Annotated in this window: 22 protein-coding genes; 6 read left to right on the top strand and 16 right to left on the bottom strand. The window is 73.9% G+C overall.

The window, feature by feature from the left end; genetic code table 11:
- Window positions 1–5: 5 nt before the first annotated feature.
- The 12 genes from ybeY to hrcA form a co-directional block, all read right to left on the bottom strand.
- Entirely contained in the window at window positions 6–500 is a 495-nt protein-coding gene (ybeY, locus tag EDD39_RS13085; protein WP_014135684.1) for an rRNA maturation RNase YbeY, read from the bottom strand.
- A 14-nt stretch (window positions 501–514) separates the two neighbouring features.
- Window positions 515–1,618, bottom strand: a complete 1,104-nt coding sequence (locus EDD39_RS13080; RefSeq protein WP_123555760.1) for a PhoH family protein — start codon at window positions 1,616–1,618, stop codon at window positions 515–517.
- 195 nt (window positions 1,619–1,813) lie between these two features.
- Complete coding sequence (locus tag EDD39_RS13075) at window positions 1,814–2,731, bottom strand: ribonuclease Z (protein WP_123555758.1); 918 nt, start codon at window positions 2,729–2,731, stop codon at window positions 1,814–1,816.
- A 3-nt stretch (window positions 2,732–2,734) separates the two neighbouring features.
- Window positions 2,735–3,088, bottom strand: a complete 354-nt coding sequence (locus tag EDD39_RS13070) for an HIT domain-containing protein (RefSeq protein ID WP_123555756.1) — start codon at window positions 3,086–3,088, stop codon at window positions 2,735–2,737.
- Between the two features lie 52 nt (window positions 3,089–3,140).
- Entirely contained in the window at window positions 3,141–3,548 is a 408-nt protein-coding gene (locus tag EDD39_RS13065; RefSeq protein WP_123555754.1) for a hypothetical protein, read from the bottom strand.
- Between the two features lie 11 nt (window positions 3,549–3,559).
- The gene (locus EDD39_RS13060) at window positions 3,560–3,955 is read right to left on the bottom strand and encodes a hypothetical protein (protein WP_030458634.1); all 396 of its coding nucleotides are present in this window, start codon (window positions 3,953–3,955) and stop codon (window positions 3,560–3,562) included.
- A gap of 70 nt (window positions 3,956–4,025) precedes the next feature.
- Complete coding sequence (locus tag EDD39_RS39520) at window positions 4,026–5,582, bottom strand: peptidoglycan-binding protein (protein ID WP_162870007.1); 1,557 nt, start codon at window positions 5,580–5,582, stop codon at window positions 4,026–4,028.
- A 66-nt stretch (window positions 5,583–5,648) separates the two neighbouring features.
- Window positions 5,649–5,936 carry a WXG100 family type VII secretion target gene (locus tag EDD39_RS13050; protein WP_162870006.1) on the bottom strand — a complete coding sequence of 96 codons (288 nt, stop codon included), beginning with the start codon at window positions 5,934–5,936 and terminating at the stop codon, window positions 5,649–5,651.
- A gap of 133 nt (window positions 5,937–6,069) precedes the next feature.
- Window positions 6,070–9,264: a S41 family peptidase gene (locus EDD39_RS13045; RefSeq protein WP_123555752.1), complete on the bottom strand. Its 3,195-nt coding sequence runs from the start codon at window positions 9,262–9,264 to the stop codon at window positions 6,070–6,072.
- A gap of 216 nt (window positions 9,265–9,480) precedes the next feature.
- A complete protein-coding gene (locus EDD39_RS13040) occupies window positions 9,481–10,224 on the bottom strand; it encodes a 16S rRNA (uracil(1498)-N(3))-methyltransferase (protein ID WP_123555751.1) in 744 nt (247 codons plus the stop codon).
- 117 nt (window positions 10,225–10,341) lie between these two features.
- Window positions 10,342–11,481 (bottom strand): molecular chaperone DnaJ, encoded by a 1,140-nt coding sequence (gene dnaJ / locus EDD39_RS13035; protein ID WP_030906373.1) that lies wholly within the window; start codon window positions 11,479–11,481, stop codon window positions 10,342–10,344.
- An 81-nt stretch (window positions 11,482–11,562) separates the two neighbouring features.
- Entirely contained in the window at window positions 11,563–12,636 is a 1,074-nt protein-coding gene (gene hrcA, locus EDD39_RS13030) for a heat-inducible transcriptional repressor HrcA (RefSeq protein WP_051816650.1), read from the bottom strand.
- Window positions 12,637–12,938: 302 nt separating this feature from the next.
- Between hrcA and htpX the strand changes: the two genes are divergently transcribed.
- Both htpX and pspAB read left to right on the top strand, forming a co-directional pair.
- Window positions 12,939–13,859 (top strand): zinc metalloprotease HtpX, encoded by a 921-nt coding sequence (gene htpX, locus EDD39_RS13025; RefSeq protein ID WP_123555749.1) that lies wholly within the window; start codon window positions 12,939–12,941, stop codon window positions 13,857–13,859.
- Window positions 13,860–13,896: 37 nt separating this feature from the next.
- Window positions 13,897–14,484, top strand: a complete 588-nt coding sequence (gene pspAB, locus EDD39_RS13020; RefSeq protein ID WP_030458642.1) for a PspA-associated protein PspAB — start codon at window positions 13,897–13,899, stop codon at window positions 14,482–14,484.
- A 10-nt stretch (window positions 14,485–14,494) separates the two neighbouring features.
- On the opposite strand, the gene EDD39_RS39515 is transcribed toward pspAB, so the two are convergent.
- The gene (locus EDD39_RS39515; RefSeq protein ID WP_162870005.1) at window positions 14,495–15,202 is read right to left on the bottom strand and encodes a hypothetical protein; all 708 of its coding nucleotides are present in this window, start codon (window positions 15,200–15,202) and stop codon (window positions 14,495–14,497) included.
- Window positions 15,203–15,277: 75 nt separating this feature from the next.
- Here EDD39_RS39515 and EDD39_RS13010 point away from each other — a divergent pair, with 75 nt between their 5' ends.
- Window positions 15,278–16,123, top strand: a complete 846-nt coding sequence (locus EDD39_RS13010; RefSeq protein WP_030458201.1) for a DUF3097 domain-containing protein — start codon at window positions 15,278–15,280, stop codon at window positions 16,121–16,123.
- On the opposite strand, the gene EDD39_RS13005 is transcribed toward EDD39_RS13010, so the two are convergent.
- From EDD39_RS13005 to EDD39_RS12990, 3 genes are all read right to left on the bottom strand, one after another.
- Window positions 16,095–16,439 carry a hypothetical protein gene (locus EDD39_RS13005; protein WP_123555747.1) on the bottom strand — a complete coding sequence of 115 codons (345 nt, stop codon included), beginning with the start codon at window positions 16,437–16,439 and terminating at the stop codon, window positions 16,095–16,097. The two genes, EDD39_RS13010 and EDD39_RS13005, sit on opposite strands and share 29 nt — an antisense overlap.
- Window positions 16,440–16,663: 224 nt before the next feature.
- Window positions 16,664–17,893 carry a radical SAM family heme chaperone HemW gene (gene hemW, locus EDD39_RS12995; protein ID WP_123555745.1) on the bottom strand — a complete coding sequence of 410 codons (1,230 nt, stop codon included), beginning with the start codon at window positions 17,891–17,893 and terminating at the stop codon, window positions 16,664–16,666.
- An 82-nt stretch (window positions 17,894–17,975) separates the two neighbouring features.
- Window positions 17,976–19,877, bottom strand: coding sequence for an AMP-dependent synthetase/ligase (locus tag EDD39_RS12990; RefSeq protein ID WP_123555743.1), 1,902 nt, complete (start codon window positions 19,875–19,877; stop codon window positions 17,976–17,978).
- A gap of 251 nt (window positions 19,878–20,128) precedes the next feature.
- Between EDD39_RS12990 and EDD39_RS12985 the strand changes: the two genes are divergently transcribed.
- The 3 genes from EDD39_RS12985 to sigJ all read left to right on the top strand — a co-directional run bounded on the left by EDD39_RS12985 (window position 20,129) and on the right by sigJ (window position 24,949).
- Window positions 20,129–21,862, top strand: a complete 1,734-nt coding sequence (locus EDD39_RS12985) for an ABC transporter ATP-binding protein (RefSeq protein WP_123555741.1) — start codon at window positions 20,129–20,131, stop codon at window positions 21,860–21,862.
- A gap of 143 nt (window positions 21,863–22,005) precedes the next feature.
- Entirely contained in the window at window positions 22,006–23,904 is a 1,899-nt protein-coding gene (locus EDD39_RS12980) for an ABC transporter ATP-binding protein (RefSeq protein WP_208765614.1), read from the top strand.
- Window positions 23,905–24,031: 127 nt separating this feature from the next.
- Entirely contained in the window at window positions 24,032–24,949 is a 918-nt protein-coding gene (gene sigJ / locus EDD39_RS12975; RefSeq protein WP_244256700.1) for an RNA polymerase sigma factor SigJ, read from the top strand.
- Window positions 24,950–25,044: the final 95 nt, after the last annotated feature.

The raw sequence follows: 25,044 nt of genomic DNA, 5'->3' as shown, positions 1-25,044 counted from the left end.
GGCCCTCAGTGGACGGTCGGCGCGGGCGACAGGCCGGACAGGCCGCGGCCCGCCCGCCAGTCGTCCAGGATCCGCTTCTGCAGCGCGAACATCTCGCGCTCCTCGTCGGGTTCCTCGTGGTCGTAGCCGAGCACGTGCAGCACCCCGTGGACGGTGAGCAGCTGCAGCTCCTCGTCCATCGAGTGCTTGGTGGGGGCGGCGAGGCCCTGCTCCTTCGCCACCTCGGGGCAGAGCACGATGTCGCCGAGCAGGCCCTCGGGCAGGTCCTCGCCCTCCTTGCCCGGACGCAGCTCGTCCATCGGGAAGGACATCACGTCGGTCGGACCGGGCAGGTCCATCCACTGGACGTGCAGCTCCGCCATCGACTCGCTGTCGTAGAGGATCACGGAGAGCTCGGACTGCGGATGGATCCGCATCTTGTCGAGGGCGTAGCGGGCGACGTCGAGGATGGACTCCTCGTCGACGTCCCACCCGGACTCGTTGGCGATGTCGATCGACATGGAGGGCTCAGTACTCAGCTTTCGGTGCGATGGGACTGCCGGGGCGCCCGGGCGCCCCGCCGTTGGACGGGTTTGCGGTCGCCGGACTCCTCGGCCTCCTGCCGGGCGTCCCAGCGTTCGTACGCATCCACGATGCGGCCGACCAGCTTGTGCCGCACCACGTCGGTGCTGGTGAGCACCGAGAAGTGGATGTCGGGCACGTCGACGAGGATCTCCTGGACCACCTTGAGGCCGGAGCGGGTGCCGCCCGGCAGGTCGATCTGGCTGGTGTCGCCGGTCACGACCACCCGGGAGTTGAAGCCCAGGCGGGTCAGGAACATCTTCATCTGCTCGGGCGAGGTGTTCTGCGCCTCGTCGAGGATGATGAAGGCGTCGTTCAGGGTGCGGCCGCGCATGTACGCGAGCGGGGCCACCTCGATCGTCCCGGCCGCCATCAGCCGCGGGATCGAGTCGGGGTCCATCATGTCGTGCAGCGCGTCGTACAGCGGGCGCAGGTACGGGTCGATCTTCTCGTAGAGGGTGCCGGGCAGGAAGCCCAGCCGCTCCCCCGCCTCGACGGCCGGCCGGGTCAGGATGATCCGGTTGACCTCCTTGGCCTGTAGGGCCTGCACGGCCTTGGCCATCGCCAGGTAGGTCTTGCCGGTGCCGGCCGGGCCGAGGCCGAAGACGATGGTGTGCTTGTCGATCGCGTCGACGTAGCGCTGCTGGTTGAGCGTCTTGGGGCGGATGGTGCGGCCCCGGTTGGACAGGATGTTCGCCGTGAACACCTCGGACGGGGCCGGGTGGGCCGGGTCCTCGGCGGCGCTCCTGAGCATGCTGATGGAGCGCTCCACGGCGTCCTCCGTCAGGGGTTGGCCGGTGCGCAGCACCAGCATCATCTCGGTGAAGAGCTGCTTGACGAGCGCGACCTCGGCGGGCGAGCCGGTGGCCGTCACCTCGTTTCCGCGGACGTGGATGTCGGCGCCCGGGAAGCCTTCCTCGATCACTCGCAGGAGCGAGTCGGCCGCACCCAGCAGGGTGACCATCGGGTGCTTCTCCGGAATGGCGATCCGGGTGCTGGTGGACGCCCCGTCGGGGCGCTCCTGTCCGTCGGTTCGGGTCTGCGGTGTGTCAGTCATGGGTCGGCGCTGCGGCCTGCCTCATCCCAATCCGTCGTGTCGTGTGGCTCGGGCTCTCCGGGTCACCAGGGTACGCCGCGCAGGTGTTCGCCGGAGCGGCGCGGCGGCTTCGATGGTGGGGGCTGGCGGCCCGATGCGCGAGCGGTTTTCCCGCACGTCGGGGCCGGGCGGCGGCCGGTCGCGGCCCGGCGGCGGTCAACGGCGCGGCGGGACGGGGATCCGCGCCAGGTCCTCGGCGACCACGATCTCGCCGTCGAAGTGCCGTGCGGCCTCCGCGAGGTGGCCGGAGAGGTCCGGGTAGCGCTGCGAGAAGTGGGTCAGCACCAGCCGCCGCACCCCGGCCGCCGCGGCCACCCGGGCGGCCTGGGCGGCGGTCAGGTGCCCGTGCTCCTCGGCGAGCGCGGCGTCCTGGTCGAGGAAGGTCGATTCGATCACCAACAGGTCGGCGCCCTCGGCGAGTTCGCCGACGCCGTCGCAGAGCCGGGTGTCCATCACGAAGGCGAACCGCTGCCCGGGGCGGACCTCCCCGACCTGTTCGGCGGTCACCGTCCGCCCGTCCACCTCGACCCGGCCCTCGCGCTGCAGCACGCCCACCGCGGGGCCCCGCAGGCCGAGTTCGCGCAGCTTCTCGGGCCGCAGCCGGAAGCCGTCGGGCTCGGTCAGCCGGTAGCCGAACGACTCCACCGGGTGCGAGAGCCGCACCGCCTCCAGCGCGAACGGCGCGCCGGGGGCCGGGAGCGGGCCGGTGGCCTCGACGGGGTGCTCGCGGATCTCGGCCGTCGGGTGGTAGGCGCTGGCGTTCCGCAGCCGTTCGAAGAACACCTGCCCGGACGCCGGGTAGTAGGCGTCCACCGGGTGCGGGACCTTGTCCAGGTTGATCCGCTGCACCACGCCGGGCAGCCCGAGGCAGTGGTCGCCGTGGAAGTGCGAGACCGCGATCCGGGTGATCCCGGTGGCGCTCACCCCGGCGAACAGCATCTGCCGCTGGGTGCCCTCCCCCGGGTCGAACAGCAGCCCCTCGCCGTCCCAGCGCAGCAGGTACCCGTTGTGGTTGCGGTGCCGGGTCGGCACCTGGCTGGCGGTGCCCAGGACGACGAGCTCACGCTGCGACAACGGTCAGACCAGTCCCTCGGTGAGCGGCTTGCCGCCCAGCACGTGCACGTGCGCGTGGAAGACCGTCTGTCCGGCCCCCGCACCGGTGTTGAAGATCAGCCGGTAGGACTCCAGGCCCTCGCCCGCCGCCGCCCCGCCCGCCTCGACGAGCAGTTCGGCCGCGATCTGCGGCTCGGCGGCGGCCAGTTCGGCCGCGTCCGCGTAGTGCACCCGCGGGATCACCAGCAGGTGGGTGGGCGCCTGCGGGTTGATGTCACGGAACGTCAGCGTCCGCTCGGTCTTGCGCACCACGGTCGCCGGGATGTCCCCCGACACGATCTTGCAGAACACACAGTCCGCCTGCGGCTCGCCGGCCATCTCCCGCGTCCCTTCCTGGGTTTCCGTCACTGGTGCCACGACCTTACCGCCGTCAGCGCACCACGATCCGGTAGGTCCGGCGTTCGCGGAAGCCGTCGGCGGATCCGCCGCAGGGTTCCCGGCAGTTGTCGACCGTCAGCTCGGTGGTGCCGCGGCCCTCCGCCCGGAACACCAGGTACAGCTCCCCGCCGTCGCCCAGCCGGTCGGGGTCGCCGGGGACCTCGTCGACCCCGGTGAGGACGGCGACCCCCGGGTCGGGCCGGGGGGCCACCGGCCGGTGGTACCGCCCCGGGTCCACGGCCAGTTCCCAGTGCAGCGAGAACACCTGGCCGCGCCGGACCGCGACCTCCCGGGCGTCCGAGGCGAACACCTCCCCGTGGTTGACCTGCCACCGCGGCCCCCAGACCGGCACCACCAGCACCGCCAGCACCGACGCCCGGACGGCCCGGGCCCCCGTCACCTTCCACGTCCTCACGCGCGGCGGCTCACGCGGCGCAGTTCGAGCAGCGCGGCGACCGCGGCGAGCCAGTCGGCCACCAGCGCCCCGGCGGCCACGCCGTCCGGGTCCAGCACCGTGCCGGCCGCGTGCAGCCAGTCGTCGGCGAGGTCGGCCGCGCCGGGGCCGACCAGCGGCTCCGGCAGTTCGGCGGCGGCCCTGAGCCCGGCGGCCCGGACGAGCTCGGCCAGGTAGGCGACGGCGTGCGGGGGCACCTCGCACCGCTCGGCCGCGAGCGCGGCGGCCACCGCGCCGTCGGCGAACAGCGCCCGCCGGTGCGGGCCGTCCTGGGCCAGGCCGAAGCGCAGCAGCGCGGGCACGTCCAAGGCGGCGAGCTCGGCGTCGGTCCGGCCGGGCGGGGGGCTGGTCATGGGTGCTCTCTGTTCACTACGGGAGGTTCACTTCGGGAGGTTCGACACCGGAGGGTCGACGCCGGGGGGCTCACTTCGGGAGGCGGACGCTGGTCGCGGTGTCCATCCGGGGCGGCTGGTCGAGCGCGTGGTCCATGTGGTTGTTGACGAAGTCGTCCTCCGTGATCCAGGTGGTGTAGCCCCACGGGTTGTAGACCTGGAGCTTGTCGCCGTCGTGCCCGATGATCATCAGCTGGTGGCCCTGGTCGCCGCCGCGGATGCTCACCGGGACGGGCTTGCCCTCGTCCACGGCCTTCTCCACGTCGACCAGCACGTCCCGCCGCCCGTCCGGGCCGTCGAGCGGGACGTTGCGGTAGTCGGTGCCGGTGCGGGTGCCGAGCTCCCGGTTCGCCACGTCCCGGGACTGGTCGTCGCTCAGCCCCTCCTGCCCGATCAGCGGCAGGTCCTGGTACCACTCCCGGCTGCCGTCGTAGACCCGGTGCTGCTCGGCCCGCAGCCGCTCGGTGAAGGCGGCCGCGCTCTCGGACCCCGGGTCGCCGGGGCGGCCGCCGGTGGTGAGCTGGAACGCGTACACCGGGTCGACCACGGCCCGCGCCGTCACGGTGGACGCGGCCACGCAGGTGCTGCCGTCCTGCACCCAGGCGGCGCCCAGGAAGCCCGGCACCTCCAGGTGGTCGATGCCGGTGCGGGGCTGCGGGTCGTGCCGGGTCGGGCTGAGCCGGGCGTCCAGCCAGGCCCGATTGGCGCCGTGCTCGTGGATCTGCGCGTCGAACGCGGCGACCTCGTCCACGCTGTGGCCGGCGGCGAGCGCCTTCAGCAGGTAGGCGCGCTCCTCGGCCGACTTGGCGCCGGCCAGCAGGGCGTTCAGCCGCTGCCGGTCCGCGGGGGCGAGCCGGTCCAGGAACTGTCCGGCCCGGGTGGCGTCGGTGGCGCTGAGGATGCGGTTCAGGTCGGCGAAGCCCCCGGCGCCGGCCAGCACCAGGCGGTCGGTGGCGCTCAGGCCGCCGCCCGCCAGCCGGGCCGCCTCGGCCTGCGCGGCGAGCCGGTTGAGCTCGGCCGCGGCGCGGTGGCCGGCCTCCTCGGCGCGCACGGCGGCATCCAGCATCAGGCCGATCGCGTACCCGGCCTCCGCCTTGGCCTCGTGCATCTTGTCGTCGTCCCAGTGCACCGGGTCGGGCAGGCCGCCCACGGTGGTGATGTCGGCCAGCAGGACGGCGGCCCGGGCCAGCGAGCCGGCCGACCGGGCGTGGGTGGCCTGGGCCTGCGCCAGGGCGTCGCAGAGTTCGACCAGGACCCGGCCGGCCCGGGTGAAGTCCTCGGTCATCCGGTCCAGGTCCTGCGCGGCGGCGGTGACGGCCTCGGCGGCCTTCTCGCCGACCTGCCCGGTCCAGACGTCCGGGAGCCTGCTCCGGGCGACGTCGGCGACCTCGGCCCGGACGCTGTCGACCTGCCCGGACATCGCGGCGAAGTCCCGGCCGAGCCGGTCGATCGCCCCGGGCACGCCCGCGGGCCCCGGCAGCCGGACGGCGTCGTGGACGGCGTCCCGGAGGTCCCCGGCGCCCCACATCCCGTGGGCGCTCCCGATGGTGCGGCTGAGCTCCTCGACCTGCTCGCGTTGCGTCGGCATCCCGTGCTGGCTCCCCTTCGGCCGTGCCGGTCGGTCGGTCCCCCTCCCCGTGTTCCCCGTGCCCCCTCAGCCGTGCGGCCGGCCGGCCGCCCCGGCCACCTCGGCGTCGGTGCTGCGGTAGTTCTCCGCGCTCCGTCGCACCTTCTCGGCGAGTTCGCGCAGCGCCCGGACGTCCAGCCGCCACTCGTCCTGCCAGGAGGTGAAGAAGTTGCCGGCCGCCTCGGGGACGCCGTAGTCGCCGAAGTGGTCCCGGTCGAAGTCCGGCGGGCCCCGGAACCGACCACCGGCCGCCTCCAGGTCGTCGCCCGCCCGGTCCAGCTTCCGGCCGCACTCGCCCAGCGCCTCGTGGTCCACGCTGAAATCCGGTGTCCCCAACGCTCCCCCTCGGCCGTCACTGCGTGCACCCTAGCGATAACAGGGCGGCGCCGGAAGGACACGTCGGGAAACCGGCCGCCCGCCGGGCGGCCGGTCGTTCGTAGACGAATGGCTAGTCCGGGCCGGGCGAGGTCCGGGCGGGGGTGCGCTCCAGCGCCTCCAGGGCGAGCCGGACGGCGGTCTCCAGCTGGGGGTCGCGGCCGGCCGCCCAGTCGTGCGGGGCGATCGGCACCTCGACGTCGGGGGTGACGCCGCGGTTCTCCAGCTGCCAGCCGTAGCCCTCCATCCAGAACGCGTACTTGGGCTGGGTGACCAGCGTCCCGTCGACCAGCGCGTACCGGCTGTCGATGCCGATCACGCCGCCCCAGGTGCGGGTGCCGACCACCGGGCCGATGCCGAGCGCCTGGATCGCCGCGTTGACGATGTCGCCGTCCGAGCCGGAGAACTCGTTGGCGAGCGCCACCACCGGGCCGCGCGGGGCGTCGCCGGGGTACGGGTCGGGGCGGGCCAGGTCGCGGCCGTGGTTCCAGCCGACGATCCGGCGGGCCAGCTTCTCCACGATCAGCTGGGAGGTGTGGCCGCCGCGGTTCTCCCGCAGGTCCAGCACCAGGCCGTCCAGCGACATCTCGAACCGCAGGTCGCGGTGGAGCTGCGCCCAGCCGGCGCTCTGCATGTCGGGGACGTGCAGGTAGCCGAGCCGGCCGCCGGACAGTTCGCGGACGGCGGCCCGCCGGCCGGCCACCCAGTCGTGGTAGCGCAGCGCCTCCTCGTCGTCGGTCGGCACCACCACGGGGTGCCGCTCGCCGTCCGGGCCGGTGACGGTGAGTTCGACCGGCTGGTCGGCGGTGCCGGCCAGCAGCGGGGCCGGGCCGGTCACCGGGTCGACCGGGCGCCCGTTGACGGCCAGCACCGCGTCCCCGGGGCGGATCGCCGCGCCGGGCGCGGCCAGCGGGGAGCGGGCCCGCGGGTCGGAGGACTCGCCGGGCAGCACCCGGGCGACCCGCCACACCTCGCCGTCCCGCACCAGGTCCGCGCCGAGCAGGCCCTGCAGCCGGGCCGCCTCGGTGCCGCGGCCGGGCGGCAGCACGTAGGCGTGCGAGGTGCCGAGCTCGCCGACCGTCTCCCAAAGCAGGTCGACCAGGTCGGCGTGGCTGCCGATCCGCTCGACCAGCGGCCGGTACCGCGCCAGCACGCCCGTCCAGTCGACGCCGTTCAGGTCGGCGCGCCAGAAGTTGTCGCGCATCAGGCGGCCGTTCTCGTCGAACATCTGCCGCCACTCGGCGGCCGGGTCGACGGTGACCCGGACCCGGTCGAGGTCGACGTCCACCTCCTCGTCCTCGCCGGCCTTCTGGTCGGCGGGCACGATCCGCAGCGCGCCGCCGTCCAGCACGGCCAGCCGGGCGCCGTCACCGCTGACCGCGAACGCGTCGACGCCGCTGAGCAGTTCCTCCGCCCGGCGCTTCCTCAGGTCGAACCGCTCCAGCGCGGTGCGGGCCGGCTCGTCGTCCAACGAGGCCGCGCTGTCGCCGAGTTCGCCGCTGAACGGGTACCTGGTCCACAGCACCCCGTCCTTCGCCGCCCGCAGCACCCCGAACCGGCCGGCCTCCACCGGGAACGGCACGATCCGGTCGGCCAGCCCCTCCAGGTCGACCCGGGTGCCGGGCACCGCGTCCTTCTCGCCCTCCTTGGCGTCCTCCTCCTCGCCGCCGGCCGGCCGCCCGCCGCGCTGCGGGCCGAACGGCGACGGCGTGTCGGCGGCCAGCGTCAGCAGGTACGGGCGGGTGCCGCCAGGGAAGGACAGGTCGAAGGCGTGCTGGTCGTACACCGGGTCGAAGGTGCGCACCGACAGGAACGCCAGGTGCCGGCCGTCCGCGGTGAAGGCCGGCGAGTAGTCGTGGAAGCGCTGCGGGGTCGCCTCGCTGACGGTGCGCGAGGTCAGGTCGGCGAGCATGATCTGGCGCAGCGACCACGGGCCCAGCACCGGCTGCGACCAGGCCAGCCACGCCGAGTCCGGGCTGAACACCAGCCCGCTGACCTCGCCGTCGCCGCTGCGCGCCAGCTCGTTGACCGCGCCGTCGCTGAGCGCCACCAGCAGCACCCGGCCGTCGTGCGAGGCCACCGCGAGCTGCTTGCCGTCCGGCGAGACCGCCAGGCCGCGCACCCGGCCGAGCCGCCCGGCCGCCAGCCGCCGCCGCTCCGCGCCCAGCACCGCCGGGGCGTACTCCAGCGCGTCGTCGCCCTCCGCGTCGGTGACCCACACCGCGCCCTGCGCACCGTCCTCGCCCGGGACCACCCGGGCCAGCCTGCCCCGCACCCCGGGCGCCTCGTCCAGCACCCGGGCCGGGCCCTCCCGGTGGGTGACCCAGTGCACGGTGCCGCGCACCACCACGGCCGCGGCCCGGCCGGTGCGGTCCGGGGCGGCGGTCTCCACCTGCCCGGCGGCGGGCGTCGGGTGCGGCTGCCGCCGGGTGCGCGGCCCGGCCGGACGGACGTCCAGGCGGCGCGCCCCGGCACCGTCCAGGTCGTCCAGCAGCCACAGCTCGCCGGCGCTCTGCCAGATCACCCGGGTGCCGTCGGTGGACGCCTGCCGGGCGTAGAAGCCGTGCTCGGCCGGGCCGTGCGCGCGCAGGTCGGAACCGTCCGGGAGGCTGGAGTACAGCCGCCCGACCCCCTCGTGGTCGGACAGGAACGCGACCCGGTCACCGACCCACATCGGGCACTCCAACTGCCCGTCCAGGTCGGCGTGCAGGCGCTCGAACCGGCCGCCGCCGATCCACAGCTTCCCGGCCCGGCCGCCCCGGTAGCGCTTCCAGTGCGCGGCCTCCCGGTTGTGCGTCCCGAGCAGCACCCGCCCCCCGCCGGCCCCCGCCGGCACCGGCTCGAACGCCAGCGCGCCGATCGGCCCGTACGGCAGCCGCTCCGGCTCCCCGCCGTCCAACGGCAACGCGAACGCCCAGGTCCGCCGGATGGTCTCCTGCCCGGCGGCGGTGACGGCGATCGGCCGCCCGTCCGCGGTCCACCCCACCAGCGCGGTGAACGGATTCCCCCAGTACGTCAACCGCCTGGCCGGACCACCCTCCACCGGCCCGACGTGCACCTCCGGCGCCCCGTCCCGGGCCGACGTCCAAGCCAGCGACCCCCCGTCCGGCGAGAACCGCACCGCCCCCGAAGGCGCCTGGTCCGCCGTCACCCGCCAGGCCCGCCCGCCGTCCACGGGCGCCAGCCAGACGTCGTCCTCAGCCACGAAAGCCACGGCGTCACCGTGCAAGTGAGGGTGGCGCAGATACCCGCGCGTCGATTCCGTCATCCTGCCACCCTAGGCGGCGAACCTCACGGAACGTCAGAGAACTGCTGCGCCGGACCCTGCGGAACCGGGGGCGCGAGGAACTGCGCGGCCAGGCGAGCACGCACAGCCGGATCGCCCCGCAGGACAGCATGGTGCACCGTCCCGCGACCGCACCGACGTGCGACTCCCGCTGCGCGCAGTTCCCCGCGCCCCCGGTTTCGCACCGTCCCGCCCCGCCTACCCCCAGCGCCCCGTGCGGCCCAGCAGCAGCGCGCCGGCCGCGACGCCCGCCGTGGAGGTGCGCAGGACGGACGGGCCGAGCCGGTACGGCGCGGCGCCGGCCTCCGCGAAGGCGGCGATCTCGTCCGGGGAGACGCCCCCCTCGGGTCCGACCACCAGGACGATCTCGCCGTCGGCCGGCAGCGCGGCGGCGGCGAGCGGCAGCGAGCCCTCCTCGTGCAGGACGGCCGCGAAGCTCGCGGCCGCGAGCAGCGGCAGCAGCTGCCGGGTGGTCACCGCGTCCCGGACCTCCGGGAAGCGCAGTCGCCGCGACTGCTTGCCGGCCTCGCGCGCGGTGGCGCGCCACTTGGCCAGCGCCTTGGCGCCGCGTTCGCCCTTCCACTGGGTGATGCAGCGGGCGGCGGCCCAGGGCACGATCGCGTCGATGCCGGCTTCGGTCATGGTCTCGACGGCGAGTTCGCCGCGGTCGCCCTTGGGCAGGGCCTGGACGACGGTGATCCGGGGCGCGGGGGCGGGTTCCTCGCGGACGGCGGTGACCAGCACGTCGAGGGCGTCCTTGCCGTGCAGCGCGGCGACGGTGCCGTCCGCGCCGCGGCCGCGGCCGTCGGCGAGGGTGAGCGCCTCGCCGGGTTCCAGGCGCTTGACGGCGACGGCGTGCCGGCCTTCGGGGCCGTCGAGGCGGACGGTGGCGCCGGGGGCGGCCCCGGTCAGGTCGTCGACGACGAACACGGGTGCGGTCATCGGTGCAGCGGTCCTCTCAGCAGGAGCCCGGTCGGAGCCGGAGCCCGTCGAAAAGCCGGCCGGGAACGGCGGGGGCGCGCAGCCCCTGCACCGTTCCCGGCCCGGGTCGTTCGGGTCTCACCGGCCGTTGAAGGCGTCCTTCAGCCGGGAGAACAGGCCCTGCTGGCCGGGCGCGAACTGCCCGGAGGGACGCTCCTCGCCGCGCAGCACGGCGAGCCGGCGCAGCAGCTCCTCCTGCTCCGGGTCGAGCTTGGTGGGCGTCTGCACCTCGACGTGCACTATCAGGTCGCCCCGGCCGCCGCCGCGCAGGTGGGTGATGCCGCGGCCGTGCAGCGGGATCGACTGGCCGGACTGGGTGCCGGGCCGGATGTCGACCTCCTCGAGGCCGTCGAGGGTCTGCAGCGGCACCTGGGTGCCGAGCGAGGCGGCGGTCATCGGGATGGTGACGGTGCAGTGCAGGTCGTCGCCGCGCCGCTGGAAGGTCGGGTGGCTGGTCTCGGCGATCTCGACGTACAGGTCGCCGGCGGGGCCGCCGCCGGGGCCGACCTCGCCCTCGCCGGCCAGCTGGATCCGGGTGCCGTTGTCGACGCCGGCCGGGATCTTGACGGTGAGGGTGCGGCGGGCGCGGACCCGGCCGTCGCCGGCGCACTCCGGGCACGGGGTGGGGACGACGGTGCCGAAGCCCTGGCACTGCGGGCAGGGGCGGGAGGTCATGACCTGGCCCAGGAAGGACCGGGTGACCTGGGAGACCTCGCCCTTGCCGCGGCACATGTCGCAGGTCTGCGCGGAGGTGCCGGGCGCGGCGCCCTCGCCGTTGCAGGTGGTGCAGGTGACGGCGGTGTCGACCTGGAGTTCCTTGGTGGTGCCGAACGCGGCCTCCTCCAGGGTGATCTCCAGCCGGATCATGGCGTCCTGGCCGCGGCGGGTGCGCGAGCGCGGGCCGCGCTGGCCGGTCGCGGCGCCGAAGAAGGCGTCCATGATGTCGGAGAAGCCGAACCCGGCCGCGCCCGCGCCGAAGCCGCCCGCGCCGCCGCCGTTGGGCGACAGCGGGTCGCCGCCGAGGTCGTAGACCTGCCGCTTCTGCGGGTCGGAGAGGACCTCGTAGGCGGCGTTGATCTCCTTGAACCGCTCCTGCGTCTTCGGGTCCGGGTTCACGTCCGGGTGCAGCTCACGGGCGAGGCGCCGGAACGCCTTCTTGATCTCGTCCTGCCCCGCGTCGCGTCGGACGCCGAGTACCGCGTAGTAGTCCGTGGCCACCAAATGCTCCGGTTTGTTCCGCCTCTAGAAGTGCCTGCGACAGCACGCTGCTTGTTGCGCCGTTCCGCTGCGGCCGCCCCGCTACGACTCCGCCAGGATCTGGCCGACGTACCGTGCCACCGCGCGCACCGCCCCCATTGTGCCCGGGTAATCCATCCGGGTCGGACCGATCACTCCCAGCTTTGCCACGCTCTGGTCGCCCGAACCGTAACCGACCGAGACCACCGACGTGGAATTGAGCCCCTCGTAGGCGATCTCGTGGCCGATCCGGACCGTCATCGCCGAGTCCGCCGTCTCACCCAGCAGGCGCAACAGCACCACCTGCTCCTCCAGGGCCTCCAGGACCGGCCGGATGGTGAGCGGGAAATCATGGCCGAAACGCGTCAGGTTGGCGGTGCCCGCCAGCATGATGCGTTCCTCGTTCTGTTCGGCCAGCGCCTCGAACAGGACCGCCAGCACGGTGCTGACCGCGGGCCGGTCGGCGGGCTCGAAGCCGGCCGGCAGGTCCTCCAGGACGGTCGGCACCTCGGGCAGCCGGCAGCCGCCCGCCATCCCGTTGAGCTTGGCCCGCAGCTCCCCGAGCAGCGCCTCGCCGACCGGGGCCGGGCAGTCGACCATCCGCTGCTCGACCCGGCCGGTGTTGGTGATCAGCACCAGCATCAGCTTGGTCGGGGTGAGCGACACCAGTTCGATGTGCCGCACCGTGGAGCGGGTCAGCGACGGGTACTGGACCACCGCGACCTGCCGGGTCAGCTGGGCGAGCAGCCGCACCGTCCGGGCCACCACGTCGTCCAGGTCGACGGCGCCCTCCAGGAAGTGCCGGATCGCCCGGCGCTCGGGGGCGGTCATCGGCTTGACCTCGGCGAGCCGGTCGACGAACAGCCGGTAGCCCTTGTCGGTGGGGATCCGGCCCGCACTGGTGTGCGGCTGGTGGATGTACCCCTCCTCCTCCAGCGCGGACATGTCGTTGCGGACCGTGGCCGGGGAGACGCCGAGGTTGTGCCGCTCCACCAGGGCCTTGGACCCGACCGGCTCCTCGGTGCCCACGTAGTCCTGGACGATCGCCCGGAGCACCGCGAGGCGCCGCTCGTCGAGCGGTCGGACCGGCGGGCGCGTGTCGATCAGTCGGCCGTCGGGCTTGCCGTCCTCGGGCATGGGGCACGCACCTCCGTCGTCGTCCGTTGACCCGGTGTCTGACCCGGCCTGGCACTCAACTGGGCAGAGTGCCAGAACCGTACGTGCCAGTGTACGGCCCGGGCCTGACGGCAGGAACGGTCCACCCACGTGATCCTCGACCGAAGCGCCCGCGGCCCGCCCCGCGCGTGTCGCTTTCCCACCGAATTCCCATCGTTTCGGATGGTGCCCGCGGGGCCACCCGGTGGCAGCATCGAAGGCGAGCGGGACGGACGGCCGCGGCGGCGCGGTCCGGACCGCGCGACGCACGAGGAGGAGCAGCGATGTCGGCGCCACAGCACTCCCGGTTCACCCCCGACCGCGGCCTGACCGGCCGGATGGTCACCACCATGTTCCTGATCGGGCTGGTCTACGTCGGCTTCACCGGCCTGCTGATCGTGCTGCTGCGCGGCGCCTGGCCGCTGGTGGTGCTGATCTCCGGCGGCCTGTTCGTCGCCCAGTTCTGGTTCTCCGACAAGATCACCGAGCGGGCGATGGGCGCCCACCGGGTCACCCCCGAGCAGTACCCGCAGCTGCACGGCGCGGTCGACCGGCTCTGCGCGCTGGCCGACATGCCCAAACCCCGGGTCGCGGTCGCCGACAACGACATGCCCAACGCCTTCGCCACCGGCCGCAACCCGCAGAACGCGGTGGTCTGCGTGACCACCGGCCTGCTGCGCCGGCTCGAACCGGAGGAACTGGAGGGCGTGCTGGCCCACGAGCTGTCGCACGTCGCGCACCGGGACGTCGCGGTGATGACGGTGGCCGGGTTCCTCGGCGTGCTGGCCGGCGCGATGACCAGGATCGCCTTCTACAGCGGGATGATGGGCGGCGGCAACCGCAACAGCAACGACCAGAACGCGGCGATCGCCATGGTGCTGATCCCGCTGGCCTCGATGGTGGTGTACGCGATCAGCTTCCTGCTGACCAGGCTGCTCTCCCGCTACCGCGAACTGGCCGCCGACCGCGCCGCCGCCCAGCTGACCGGCCGGCCCGCCGCGCTGGCCTCGGCGCTGACCAAGGTGACCGGGCAGATCGGCGCCATCCCCACCAAGGACCTGCGGCAGGCCCAGCCGTACAACGCCTTCTACTTCGCCCCGGCGCTGAGCGCCAAGGAGACCGCGTCCCGGCTGCTGTCCACCCACCCGTCGCTGGAGCAGCGGCTGGCCCAGCTGCGGAAGGTCTCCGACGAACTCGGGCACTGACCCCGCCACCACCGACCACCAGTGAGGAGCCTTCCGCGTGGGATTCCTGGACGCCCTGTTCGGCCGGACCAAGCCCGTGAAGCCCGACCTCGACCAGCTGTTCGGCATCCCGTCGGCGGCGCTCACCCTGCAGGCCGCCAAGGGGTTCACCCCGACCGGCCTCGGCTCGGTGTGCTTCGCCGCGGTCGAGGGCGCCGCCTTCACCGAGGTCCAGCAGCAGGTGAAGGCGCTGCTGGACGCGGACACCGGGCGCGGCGGCGTCCCCGTCGAGGCCTCCCGGGACGCCTACGGGTACTCCTGGCTGCTGGCCCGGCACACCCCGGACGAACTGCCCGACCTGGTCAACGACCTGCACGCGGTCAACAGCGAGCTGGAGGCCAACGGCTTCGGCCCGCAGCTGCTCTGCTCGCTGGTCGCCTTCCGGGACGCCGAGGGCCGCTCGCTGGCCCTGGTGTACCTGTACAAGCGCGGCACCTTCTACCCGATGTGCAAGGTCGCCGGGCAGGAGAAGCGGGACAACCCGCTGGAGATCGAGGTCTCCAACCTGCTCCGCAACGACCTGCGGGTCGAGTCGGACCTGTCCCGCTGGTTCCCGGTCTGGGGCGCCCCGGGCATCGAGGACTGAGCACCCGGCTTCATTCCCCGGCCGCGTCCCGGTAGGCGGCGACCGCCGCCCCGAGCACCACCGGCAGCTCCGCCGACTCCTGCTCGCCGCCGCTCTCCCGCACCACCAGCAGCACGTCGCCGCTGCGCACCACCGCGGTCCGGTCGATCCAGGTCGGACCGCCGCCGCCGGTCGCCCGCCGGGTGACCCTCAGCAGCAGCCCGTCCCCCAGCGGTTCGACGGCCACCGTCCGCTCGCTCCCGGTCCCGGCGACCACCGCGGTACCGGCCGCGGCGCAGCGCAGCGCGGCGGCCCGGAGGTCGGCCAGCACCCGGCCGGCCCGCCCCGGCGGGTAGCGCTCCAGCGACTCCCGGCCCGACCAGCCCCGGTCCCGGCCGCCCGCCGGGACGCGCTCCAGCCCCACCCCGACGTCCTCCAGCGGCGGGGCGTGCCGGGTCAGGAAGGAACCGGTGTCGAACTCCCCGCAGTCCACCGCCACCAGCGGCCCCGGACCCGCCCCGCCCCCCGGCGCCCCGGTCGTGGTCAGGCCCGCCGCCCCCGCCCGCAGCACGTACCCCGGCGGCAGCCGCTCCGCACTCAGCAGCAGGTCCCGCAGCCGCCCCGGCCGCTGCTCCCCGCCCCGCCCCGCGCACCCGCCCCCGCCCAGCACCACCACGACGGCCACCGCCCCCGCCGCCCACCCCCGCCCGCGCACCGATCCCCCGTTCGCCGTGCCCACCCCGCAATATCCCACGCACCGGCCGGGGACGGCGGCACCGGTTGACGGGCCGTCGGCTTCCGTAGACTGCCGCCCATGCGGAGCAGGGAGTACGGGCCGGATCTGACCCCGCCGTGGAAGCGGCAGCAGGCGGCGCCGGAGGTGGCGGCGGAGCGGGACCTGGTGGTGGAGGAGGCGGCGACCGGGTTCTGCGGGGCGGTGGTGCGCTGCGAGCGGACCGCGGAGGGGTTCACCGTCACGTTGGAGGACCGGTTCGGCAAGCACCGGGTGTTCCCGCTGGTGCCGCGCGGGTTCCTGCTGGAGGGACGGGTGGTGACGCTGGTGCGGCCCGTCGCCGCGGCTCCGGCGCCGCCGCGCGGGCCGGGGCGCACCGCGTCGGGGTCGGTCGCGGTGCCGGGGGCCCGGGCCCGGGTGGCGCGGGAGTCGCGGATCTACGTCGAGGGCCGGCACGACGCCGAGCTGGTCGAGCGGGTCTGGGGCGACGACCTGCGGGTCGAGGGCGTGGTGGTGGAGTACCTGGAGGGCGTGGACGACCTGCCCGCCATCGTCGACTCCTTCGCCCCCGGCCCCGGCCGCCGACTGGGCGTGCTGGTCGACCACCTGCTGCCCGGCACCAAGGAGCACCGGATCGCCGAGCGGGTGACCGGCGACCACGTGCTGGTCGTCGGCCACCCGTACGTGGACGTCTGGCAGGCCGTCAAGCCGTCCGCCCTGGGCATCCCCGCCTGGCCCGCGGTGCCGCGCGGCGAGGTCTGGAAGGAGGGGGTGTGCCGCCGGCTGGGCTGGCCGGTGGACACCCCCGCGGCCTGGCGGCGGATCCTCGCCGCGGTCGACGGCTGGAAGGACCTGGAGCCGGAACTGCTCGGCCGGGTCGAGGAGTTGATCGACTTCGTCACGCTGCCCGGCGCGGACGGATCCTGAGCCGCCGGGGCGGGCTCGGGCCGGCCGGGATCCTGCTGGGGCCGATCCGCTCCGCGGCGTGGTCGCCCGGTTCGCTCCGGACCGCGGCCGGGGCCCGCGACGGCTGGTCGGGGGCGTCCGGGCAGCGGTCGTCGGCGGTGCCCTGCACGTGCTTGAGCCCGGCCGCCTTCACGCCGTGCCCCTGCAGCTCGGCGACCGTGCCGAACAGCCCGGCCGGGTCGCGCAGTTCGAGCAGGAAGGTGCCGTCGGACTCCTCGGTGACCGCGTAGGCCGCGTTGCCGCCGTGCCCGCCGCCGAGCACGGCGGGCAGCACCACGGCGGTGGCCGTCGGCGGCCTCCCGGGCGGCGACGAAGATGTCGGCGGCCAGGTGCGAGTCGCTGACCCGGCGGGTGACGAAGCCGAGCACCGCGTCGACGTGCTGGTGGTGGAACGCGCCGGAGCCGTCCGGTGCGGTCGGTTCCGACGGGCGGTCCTCGGGACTCGCGGCGCGCGCTGCCGGACCGTTTCACCCCGGCCCCGCGTCCTGCCCGCCGCTGCCGTCAGTCGACCAGGTCGCGGACCACCCCGTCCGCCAGCAGCCGTCCGCGCAGGGTCAGCGCGGCCCGGCCGGCCGCGTACGGGGCGGGCTCCAGCAGGCCGTCGGCGAGGGCCCGGTCGGCGGCGGCGCGGCCGTCGGCGGTGAGCAGGTCGAGCGGGCAGCCCCCGGCGAGGCGCAGTTCGAGCAGGATGCGTTCGACCCGGCGGTCCTCGTCGGCGAGCACTTCGCGGCCGAGCGCGGGGGTGCGGCCCTCGGCGAGGGCCTGGGCGTACGCGGCGGGGTGCTTGGCGTTCCACCAGCGGACGCCGCCGACGTGGCTGTGCGCGCCGGGGCCGGCGCCCCACCAGTCGGCGCCGGTCCAGTACAGCTCGTTGTGGCGGCAGCGGCCCTCGGGGGTGGTGGCCCAGTTGGAGACCTCGTACCAGTGGTAGCCGGCGGCGGCGAGCGCCGTCTCGGCCATCAGGTAGCGGTCGGCGTGCACGTCGTCGTCGATCATCGGGAGTTCGCCGCGCTTGACCCGGGCGGCCAGCCGGGTGCCGTCCTCGACGATCAGCGAGTACGCGGAGACGTGGTCGGGCCCGGCGCCGATCGCGGCGTCCAGCGAGGCCTGCCAGTCCTGGTCGGACTCGCCGGGGGTGCCGTAGATCAGGTCGAGGTTGACGTGCTCGAAGCCGGCCGCGCGGGCCTCGGCGACGCAGGCTTCGGGGCGGCCGGGGGTGTGGTGGCGGTCGAGCAGGGCGAGCACGTGCGGGCGGGCGCTCTGCATGCCGAAGGAGATCCGGTTGTAGCCGCCGGCGCGCAGTTCGGCCAGGTACGCCGGGTCGACGGACTCCGGGTTGGCCTCGGTGGTGACCTCGGCGCCGGGGGCGAGCCCGAACTCCTCGCGCAGCGCGGCCAGCATCCGCACCAGGTCGCGGGCGGGCAGCAGGGTGGGGGTGCCGCCGCCGAGGAAGACCGTCTCGACCGGCAGGTCGGTGTCGCCGAGGACGCGGCGGGCCAGCCGGATCTCGGCGATCACGTTGTCCGCGTACGTCTCCTGCGAGGCGACCGCGCCGGAGGAGCGCAGCTCGGTGGCGGTGTAGGTGTTGAAGTCGCAGTAGCCGCAGCGGCTGGCGCAGTACGGCACGTGCAGGTAGAAGCCGAACGGCCGCGCGCCGAGTCCGTGCAGGGCGGGGGCGGGCAGCGAGCCGTCGGACGGCACGGGTTCGCCGTCGGGGAGTGCGGAGGGCATGCGCCCATTGTCCGGTAGCGGCCGGCGAAACCCGAAAGGGGTCCGCCGGCCGCTACCGGCCGGGTGGGGCGACGGGGGCCGCTCAGGCCTCGTTGGCGCCCGCGTACATCGCGCTGACCTCGTCGGCGTACGTCCGCTCGACCACCGGGCGCTTGATCTTCAGGCTCGGGGTGAGTTCGCCGTGCTCGATGTCCAGGTCGCGCGGGAGCAGCGCGAACTTCTTGATCGTCTGCCAGCGCTGCAGCTCGCCGTTGAGGCGCTTGACGAAGCCGTCGATCAGTTCGACGGTGGCCGGATCGGCGACCACCTCGGCGTACGGCTTGCCGGCCAGGCCGTGCTCGGCGGCCCACGGCATGATCACCGACTCGTCCAGGCCGATCAGCGCGGTGCAGTAGTTGCGGCCGTTGCCGATCACCAGGATGTTGCTGACGAACGGGCAGATCGCCTTGAACTTGCCCTCGACCTCGCTGGGCGCGACGTACTTGCCGCCGGAGGTCTTGAACATGTCCTTCTTGCGGTCGGTGATCCGCAGGTAGCCGCCCTCGCCGAGCTCGCCGATGTCGCCGGTGTGGAACCAGCCGTCCGGCTCCAGCACCTCGGCGGTCTGCTCGGGCATCTCGTGGTAGCCGCGCATGACGCCCGGGCCGCGCAGCAGGATCTCGCCGTCCTCGGCGATCCGCACCTCGGTGCCGGGCAGCGGCAGGCCGACGGTGCCGACCCGGAAGTCCTCGGCCCGGTTGACGGTGGAGCCGGCCGAGGTCTCGGTCAGGCCGTAGCCCTCCAGCACCGGGACGCCCGCGCCCTTGAAGAAGTAGCCGATCTCCGGCGCCAGCGCCGCGCTGCCGGACACCGCGCCGCGCAGCCGGCCGCCGAACGCCGCCCGGATCTTGGTGTACACCAGCTTGTCGGCCAGCCCGTGCTGCAGCCGCAGGCCCAGCGGGGCGCTCTCCCGCCCGGTGGCGACCTTGCTCGCCTGGACGGTCTGCGCGTACCGGCGGGCCACCCCGGCCGCCCACAGGAAGATCTTGTACTTGGCGCCGCCCTCGGCCCGGGCCTTGCCCGCGATGCCGTTGTAGACCTTCTCGAAGATCCGCGGCGCGGAGGCCATCAGGGTCGGGCGGATCACCGGCAGGTTGTGGATGATCCGGTCCACCCGGCCGTCCACCGCCATCACGTGGCCGGTGGCGATCTGGCCGGAGATCAGCGTCTTGCCGAACACGTGCGACAGCGGCAGCCACATGAACTGCACGTCGTCCGCGCGCAGCAGCCCGCTCTCCTCCTGCGCCACGCCCTCGTACGCCCAGCAGTCGTGCACCAGGCGCACGCCCTTGGGGCGGCCGGTGGTGCCGGAGGTGTAGATCAGGGTGGCGAGCTGCTCCTTGTCGAGCGAGTCGACGGCCTTCTGCACCGCGTCGGGGTGCTCGGCCAGGTGCGCGGCGCCGCGCTCCTCCAGCTCGGCGAGGGTGAGGACGGTCAGGCCGTCGGCCTGCGGGGCGCCGCCGGCCGGGGCGTCGAACAGGACCACCCACTCCAGCTCGGGCAGCGCGGCCTTCTGCTCGGCGGCCTTGCGCAGCTGGCCCTCGTTCTCGGCGAACAGCGCGCGGCTGCCGGAGTTGGCCAGGATGAACGCGGTCTCGTCGGCGTTGGTGCTCGGGTAGACGGTGGTGGTGGCGGCGCCGGCGCACATGTTGCCGAGGTCGGCGAGGATCCACTCGATCCGGGTGGCGGAGGCGATCGCCACCCGGTCCTCGGCCCGGATGCCCAGCGCCATCAGGCCGGCCGCCACCGCGGTGATCCGCCGGTGGGCCTGCGCCCAGGTCAGCGAGCGCCACTGCTCGGCGCCGGGGGTGCTGTCCGCGGCCTGCTCGTCCACCGGAACCGGGTACCGGTAGGCCTCACCGTTCGGGGTGGCCTTTACCCTGCTGAGCAACAGGTGCGCCACGGAGGGCGGACGCCGCTCGATCATGGACTGCGCGGAACTCAACGAGGACCTCCGGGGGCGGGTGGACCGAGAGTGGGCGGACACCGGCCGTGGGGGCGGCCGACCACCGACTTAAACCGGTGAGTAACAAGAGGGCACCAGCAGCCTAGGGGGTGGAAAGCCGATCCGTAAGGGGGTGGCGTGGGCTGGCACACTCCCCGGTCGGCAGTGCAGGACCCGTCCGGACGTGAAGCTTTCCCACAGGTACCCGAAATCGGGATGCGCTCATCCCCTTCGCAGACGAGAGTGTCACGGTGCTTTTCAGACTCCTACGTGCCCATCTGGGCCCCTATTCCAGGGACATCACCCTGCTGGTGCTGCTCCAGCTGGTGTCCACCATCGGCATGCTCTACCTGCCGACGCTGAACGCGGACATCATCGACAGCGGCGTGCTCAAGGGCGACACCGGCTACATCCTCCGGGTCGGCGCGGTCATGGTCGGCGTGTCGCTGGCCCAGGCCGTCTGTTCGATCGGCGCGGTCCACTACGGCGCGCGCACCGCCATGTCCATCGGCCGGGACATCCGCTCCGCGGTGTTCTCCCGGGTGCAGGACTTCTCCGCCCGCGAGCTCAACCAGTTCGGCGCGCCCTCGCTGATCACCCGCACCACCAACGACGTCCAGCAGGTCCAGATGCTGGCCCTGATGACCTTCACCCTGATGGTCGCCGCGCCGATCATGTGCGTCGGCGGCGTGGTCATGGCGCTGAACCAGGACGTGCCGCTGTCCGGCCTGCTGCTCGCCGTGGTCCCCGCGCTGGGCCTGGTGGTCACCGTGCTGGTCTCCAGGATGCGCCCGCAGTTCCGCGGCATGCAGACCCGGATCGACGCGGTCAACCGGATCATGCGCGAGCAGATCACCGGCATCCGGGTCATCCGGGCCTTCGTCAAGGACGACCACGAGAAGCAGCGCTTCACCGGCGCCAACGGCGAGCTCGCCGACTACTCGCTGCGGGTCGGCCGGCTGATGTCGCTGATGTTCCCGATCGTGATGGGCGTCGTGAACGTCTCCAGCGTCGCGGTCTTCTGGTTCGGCGCGCACCGCATCAACAGCGGCGGGATGCAGATCGGCGCGCTCACCGCGTTCCTCACCTACCTGATGCAGATCCTGATGAGCGTCATGATGGCCACCTTCATGTTCATGATGGTGCCGCGCGCCGAGGTCTGCGCCGAACGCATCCAGGAGGTGCTGGACACCGAGTCCAGCGTCGTGCCGCCGCTGCACCCGGTCACCGAGCTGCGCGCCCACGGCACCCTGGAGCTGCGCGGCGTCGACTTCCGCTACCCCGGCGCCGAGGCGCCCGTGCTGCGCGGCGTCGACCTGACCGCCCGGCCCGGCGAGACCACCGCCGTCATCGGCTCCACCGGCTCCGGCAAGACCACCCTGCTCGGGCTGGTCCCCCGGCTGTTCGACGCCACCGGCGGCGAGGTCCTGATCGACGGCGTGGACGTCCGCGAGCTCGACCCGCAGAAGCTGTCCGAGATCATCGGGCTGGTCCCGCAGAAGCCGTACCTGTTCTCCGGCACCGTCGCCTCCAACCTGCGCTACGGCAAGCCCGAGGCCACCGACGAGGAGCTCTGGCAGGCGCTGGAGACCGCCCAGGCCAAGGACTTCGTGCAGAAGTTCCCCGAGGGCCTGGACGCCCCGATCGCCCAGGGCGGCACCAACGTCTCCGGCGGCCAGCGCCAGCGCCTGGCGATCGCCCGCGCGCTGGTCCGCCGGCCCGAGATCTACCTGTTCGACGACTCCTTCTCCGCCCTCGACTACGCCACCGACGCCCGGCTGCGCGCCGCCCTCTCCCAGGAGACCGGGGACGCCACCGTGGTGATCGTCGCCCAGCGGGTCTCCACCATCCGCGACGCCGACCGCATCATCGTCCTCGACGAGGGCGCCGTCGTCGGCTCCGGCACCCACCAGGAGCTGATGGCCGGCAACCCGACGTACCGGGAGATCGTGCTCTCCCAGCTCACCGAGCAGGAGGCGGCGTGACCACCCCCGACAAGCCCGACCTGTCCAAGCCCGCCGCCGCGGCCGACGGAGCCGCCGAGGCGCCCGAAGCGCCCGAAGCGCCCGAGCAGTCCGGTTCGCAGGAGGCGGCGGCCCGGCGCGGCGGCGGCGGACCGGGCCGGTTCATGGGCGCGCAGGGCACCGAGAAGTCCAAGGACTTCGGCGGCTCCGCCAAGCGCCTGCTCGGCCTGCTCGGCCCCGAGCGCAAGCTGCTGCTCACCGTGCTCGGCCTGGGCGCGCTCTCCGTCGGCTGCGCGGTGGCCGGCCCCCGGGTGCTCGGCAAGGCGACCGACCTGATCGTCGCCGGAGCCACCGGTCCGCGCTTCGCGGGCGCCCCCAGCAAGCAGGCCGTCCTGGACGGGCTGCGCGCCAAGGGCGAGGGCAACATCGCCGACCTGCTCTCCTCGATCGACTTCACGCCCGGCCGGGGCATGGACTTCGGCGCCATCGGCGGCATCCTGCTCTGGGTGCTGGGCATCTACCTGGTGGCCGTCCTGTTCGGCATCCTCCAGGGCCGGCTGGCCGCGCTGGCGATCAACCGCACGGTGTTCCGGCTGCGCGAGGAGGTCGAGGCGAAGCTGTCCCGGCTGCCGCTCAGCTACTTCGACCGCCAGCCGCGCGGCGAGGTGCTCAGCCGGGTCACCAACGACATCGACAACATCAACCAGTCCATGCAGCAGACCATGGGCCAGGTGGTGAACTCGCTGCTCACCATCGTCGGCGTGCTGGCGATGATGTTCTGGATCTCGCCGCTGCTGGCGGTGATCGCGCTGATCTCGGTGCCGGTCTCGGTGGTGGTCGCCACCAAGGTCGGCAAGCGCGCCCAGCCGCAGTTCATCAAGCAGTGGGGCTCCACCGGCAAGCTCAACGCGCACATCGAGGAGATGTTCACCGGGCACAGCCTGGTGAAGGTCTTCGGCCGCCAGCAGGAGGCCGCGGAGCTCTTCGACAAGGAGAACCAGGCGCTCTACGAGGCGTCCTTCCGGGCGCAGTTCATCTCGGGCATCATCCAGCCCGCGATGATGCTGGTCGGCAACATCAACTACGTGCTGGTCGCGGTGGTCGGCGGCCTGCGGGTGGCCTCCGGCGCGCTGTCCATCGGCGACGTGCAGGCGTTCATCCAGTACTCCCGGCAGTTCAGCCAGCCGCTCAGCCAGGTCGCCTCGATGGCCAACCTGGTGCAGTCCGGCGTCGCCTCCGCCGAGCGGGTCTTCGAGCTGCTGGACGCCGAGGAGCAGTCCCCCGAGCCCCAGCACCCCGAGCACCCCGCCGAGGTCCGCGGCCGGGTCGCGTTCGAGGACGTCTCCTTCCGCTACGACCCCGACAAGCCGCTCATCGACGGGCTGTCCCTGAAGGTCGAGCCCGGCCACACGGTGGCCATCGTCGGCCCGACCGGCGCCGGCAAGACCACCATGGTCAACCTGCTGATGCGGTTCTACGAGGTCAGCGGCGGCCGGATCACCCTGGACGGGGTGGACATCGCCGCGATGTCCCGCGAGGAACTGCGCTCCGGCATCGGCATGGTGCTCCAGGACACCTGGCTGTTCGGCGGCACCATCGCCGAGAACATCGCCTACGGCGCCGAGAGCGCCACCCGCGAACAGGTGGTCGAGGCCGCGAGGGCCGCCCACGTCGACCGCTTCGTGCGGACCCTGCCCGAGGGCTACGACACCGTCCTGGACGACGAGGGCACCGGCGTCAGCGCGGGCGAGAAGCAGCTGATCACCATCGCCCGGGCCTTCCTCGCCCAGCCCTCGATCCTGGTCCTCGACGAGGCCACCAGCTCCGTCGACACCCGCACCGAGGTGCTGATCCAGCGCGCCATGGCCGAACTGCGCACCGGCCGCACCAGCTTCGTGATCGCCCACCGGCTCTCCACCATCCGGGACGCCGACGTGATCCTGGTGATGGAGAACGGCTCGATCGTCGAGCAGGGCACCCACGACGGGCTGATCGCCGCGGACGGCGCCTACGCGCGCCTCTACCAGGCCCAGTTCGCCCAGGCGGTGGCCGAGGTCGACTGACCCCGCACCGCCCGCCGCGCCGGGGGAGGTCCGCCACGGGGCGGGCCTCCCCCGGCGTTTCCCGTCCGCTGACGCCGGGTCAAGTACCGGGCGCGGCGGCCGCCGTGCGGCGCGCTACCGTGGGCGGGTGGCCGATCCGACTCCCGCCCTCACCCGCCGTCCCGGCCCCGGACCCGCCGGGCCGGTGGACGCCTTCCAGACCGAGCGCCGCTACCTGGGCGCGGTGGCCTACCGGCTGCTGGGCTCGGTCACGGACGCCGAGGACGTGCTCCAGGACGCCTGGCTGCGCTGGCAGTCCGCCGACCGCTCGGCAGTCGCCGACCCGCGCGCGTACCTGACCACGGTGGTCACCCGGCTCTGCTACGACCAACTGGGCTCGGCCCGGGCCCGCCGGGAGGCCTACGTCGGCGAGTGGCTGCCGGAACCGGTGCTCACCGCCGCGGACTCCCCCGCCGAACAGGCCGAACTGGGCGAGGCGGTGTCGGTGGCGATGCTGGCGGTGATGGAGCAGCTGACCCCGGCCGAGCGGGCGGCGTTCGTGCTGCACGACGTGTTCGCGGTCGGCTTCGACGAGATCGCCCCGGTCCTGGACCGCTCCCCCGAGGCCGCCCGCAAGCTCGCCTCCCGGGCCCGCCGCCGGGTCCGCGACGGCGGTCGGCGCGGACCGGTCGACCCGGCCGAGCACCACCGGGTGGTGACGGCGTTCATCGCCGCGGCCACCGGCGGCGACCTGGCCGCGCTGATGGAACTGCTCGACCCCGAGGTGGCCTGGCACGCCGACGGCGGCGGCATCGTCAACGCGGTGCGCCGCCCGGTGTTCGGCGCGCTCCGGGTGGCCCGGCTGCTGCGCAAGCTCACCACCCGCGCGGTCGACCCGGAGCACCCGCTGCTGCCGGCCACGGTCAACGGCGAGCTCGGCGCGCTCTGGTACGCGGCGCCCGGCACGGTCGGCTGCGTGATGGCGTTCACCGTCGCGGAGGGCCGGATCACCGCCGCGTACGTGATGGTCAACCCGGAGAAGCTCGGGCACCTCGCGACGGAGTGACCCGGCCGGCGGCGGTGCGACCCGGCTCGCAGCGGTGCGGCCCGGTCGGCGGCGGTGCGGCCCGGCTCACGGTGGTGTGACCCGGCTCACGGTCA

The organism is Kitasatospora cineracea (assembly GCF_003751605.1).
Taxonomy (GTDB): Bacteria; Actinomycetota; Actinomycetes; order Streptomycetales; family Streptomycetaceae; genus Kitasatospora; species Kitasatospora cineracea.
This window is presented reverse-complemented; position numbering and strand designations above follow the sequence as displayed.